This is a genomic window from Pseudomonas sp. 05N434, assembly GCF_056396965.1.
Map to the genome: position 1 here is coordinate 1 of NZ_JBFTMK010000609.1, position 2,859 is coordinate 2,859.

Here is a 2,859-nt window from a genome sequence, read left to right on the forward strand (position 1 = left end):
CAGTTCAACAGCATCACTCGCCGTATCAACGGTGGGCTGAACGGGTTGCAGGATCGCCTGGAAATCTGGGCGCGGGCGAGGGCGGTGCTATGCCAGTCTTCGGTCTGAACGGCTGGCGATTGATCGGTCTGCTGGTGCTGGCCGGTTGTTCGGCGGCGCTGGCCTGGCAGTTTCAGGATTGGCGCTACGGCCGGCAACTGGCGGAACAGGCCAGGGTGCACGCCGAGAGCCTTAATCAACTGACTCTGGCGACCGCCACCGAGCAACAGGCCGAACAAAACAGGCGTCTGGCCCTGGAGCAGCGACTGTCAGCCAGTGAACAAACCCATTATCGAGCGCTTAGCGATGCCGAACGTGATCAAGGTCGCCTGCGCGATCGTCTTGCCACTGCTGATGTGCGCCTGTCAGTCCTCCTCGATGCCCATGACGCTGCCTCAACCTGTGCAGTGCCAGCTGCCTCCGGCACCGGCGGCGTGGATCATGGCGCCGCGAGAGCCCGACTTGACCCGGCGCATGCTCAACGAATTATCGCCATCACCGACGCCGGTGACAGCGGATTGATTGCCTTGCAGGCCTGTCAGGCCTATGTCAGGGCTCTGGCTCACTAACATTTTGATCGATCCTGAACCTTGCAAGTGCGATTCGCTCGTGTACGGTAGGCCTCATTCCGCTCGATCAGGAGAGAGCCGTGAAAGAGATCACTCATCTGGCCGATCTACTCGGCAGACGCTTGCAGCTTCTCAATGCCCACGTCACTGCCGCCGAGTCCTGCACCGGCGGTGGGATCAGCGAGGCGATCACCCGCATTCCGGGGAGCTCGGCGTGGTTCGAGGCCGGTTATGTTACCTACTCAAACCGTCAGAAAACCCAGCAATTGAATGTTCCGGCCGAGTTGTTTTCAACCGTCGGGGCGGTCAGTCGCGAGGTGGTCGAGGCCATGGTCCGGGGCGCACAGGAAAAAAGCCGGGCGCGTTTTGCCGTGGCGGTCAGCGGTGTGGCGGGGCCGGATGGCGGTTCGCCGAACAAGCCCGTGGGCACGGTGTGGCTGGCCTGGGGCGTCGGTGAGCAGGTATTCAGCGAGGTYCAGCACTTTGCCGGTAACCGCGACGAGGTCCGCCGACAAACGGTGAAGGCCGCGCTAGAGGGGCTGCTGCGGCATACCGCTGGAGAAATCTCAAATCAGGGGTAGGCGATCCTGAAACGCTGTGGAATAATACTGGCTACTTATACAGGTGTTGGCCGTCAGGCCTTATTGATTACGTGAGGACTTTAATGGACGACAACAAGAAGAAAGCCTTGGCTGCGGCCCTGGGTCAGATCGAACGTCAATTCGGCAAGGGTGCCGTAATGCGTATGGGCGATCAGGACCGTCAGGCGATCCCGGCCATTTCCACTGGCTCTCTGGGTCTGGACATCGCGCTCGGCATTGGCGGCCTGCCAAAAGGCCGTATCGTTGAAATCTACGGTCCTGAATCCTCCGGTAAAACCACCCTGACATTGTCGGTGATCGCCCAGGCTCAAAAAGCCGGCGCGACCTGCGCATTCGTCGACGCCGAACACGCTCTCGACCCTGAGTACGCCGGCAAACTGGGCGTCAACGTCGACGACCTGCTGGTTTCCCAGCCGGACACCGGCGAGCAGGCCCTGGAAATCACCGACATGCTGGTGCGTTCCAACGCCGTTGACGTGATCATCGTCGACTCCGTGGCCGCTCTGGTGCCAAAGGCTGAAATCGAAGGCGAAATGGGCGACATGCACGTGGGCCTGCAAGCCCGTCTGATGTCCCAGGCGCTGCGTAAAATCACCGGTAACATCAAGAACGCCAACTGCCTGGTGATCTTCATCAACCAGATCCGCATGAAAATCGGCGTGATGTTCGGCAGCCCGGAAACCACCACCGGTGGTAACGCGCTGAAGTTCTACGCATCGGTTCGTCTGGACATCCGTCGTACTGGCGCGGTGAAAGAAGGTGATGAAGTCGTCGGTAGTGAAACCCGCGTCAAAGTCGTGAAGAACAAGGTGGCTTCGCCGTTCCGTCAGGCCGAGTTCCAGATTCTTTACGGCAAGGGCATCTACCTCAACGGTGAGATGATCGACCTGGGTGTGCTGCACGGTTTCGTCGAGAAGTCCGGTGCCTGGTATGCCTACAACGGCACCAAGATCGGTCAGGGCAAGGCCAACTCGGCCAAGTTCCTGGCAGACAATCCGGAAATCGCCGCGACTCTCGAGAAGCAGCTGCGCGACAAGCTGCTGACCCCGGCACCGGACGTCAAGGCTTCGGCCGTCAGAGAGACCGAAGACGACCTGGCTGACGCTGATATCTGATCGATCCGATGACCGCCGTACTCGATACACTCGTCGCGGTTCGGCGAACCGCAATGGACCTGCTCGCGCGACGCGAGCACGGTCGAGTCGAGCTGACGCGTAAACTGCGTCAGCGCGGCGCCCCCCCTGAAATGATCGACACAGCACTTGACCGCTTGACGGAAGAGGGGCTGTTGTCCGAATCCCGCTACCTCGAAAGCTTCGTTTCCTACCGTGCCCGTTCCGGTTATGGCCCTTTGCGAATTCGCGAAGAGCTGAGCCAGCGCGGCCTGCAACGTACCGACATTGAGCTCGCCTTGCGCGAGAGTGGTATCGATTGGCAGGAACAACTGGAAGACACCTGGCGGCGCAAATTTTCCGGGCATTTACCGATAGACGCTCGGGAGCGTGCCAAACAGGGCAGGTTCCTGAGTTATCGGGGATACTCCATGGAAATGATCAGCCGCTTGTTCAGCGGCCGAGGGATGGACGATTGACTGAAACGGCTCGCTATTTCGATAGCGGGCCGTTTTTTTGCATCACGTTACCTTGGAC

The 2,859-nt window shown here is 59.9% G+C and carries 4 protein-coding genes and 1 pseudogene; all 5 read left to right on the forward strand.

Annotated features, from left to right (window positions below; genetic code table 11):
* Positions 1-108: pseudogene (locus AC1DLB_RS26745) on the forward strand (glycoside hydrolase family 19 protein); the annotation flags it as partial.
* Positions 90-608, forward strand: coding sequence for a lysis system i-spanin subunit Rz (locus tag AC1DLB_RS26750; RefSeq protein WP_477743349.1), 519 nt, complete (start codon positions 90-92; stop codon positions 606-608). The pseudogene AC1DLB_RS26745 and the gene AC1DLB_RS26750, both read left to right, overlap by 19 nt.
* A gap of 80 nt (positions 609-688) precedes the next feature.
* Positions 689-1,189 (forward strand): CinA family protein, encoded by a 501-nt coding sequence (locus tag AC1DLB_RS26755; protein WP_019647843.1) that lies wholly within the window; start codon positions 689-691, stop codon positions 1,187-1,189.
* Positions 1,190-1,272: 83 nt separating this feature from the next.
* Positions 1,273-2,325, forward strand: coding sequence for a recombinase RecA (recA, locus tag AC1DLB_RS26760; protein WP_007940559.1), 1,053 nt, complete (start codon positions 1,273-1,275; stop codon positions 2,323-2,325).
* Between the two features lie 8 nt (positions 2,326-2,333).
* On the forward strand, positions 2,334-2,801 hold the full coding sequence (gene recX, locus AC1DLB_RS26765) for a recombination regulator RecX (protein WP_026286484.1): 468 nt from the start codon (positions 2,334-2,336) through the stop codon (positions 2,799-2,801).
* The last annotated feature ends 58 nt before the right edge of the window (positions 2,802-2,859 follow it).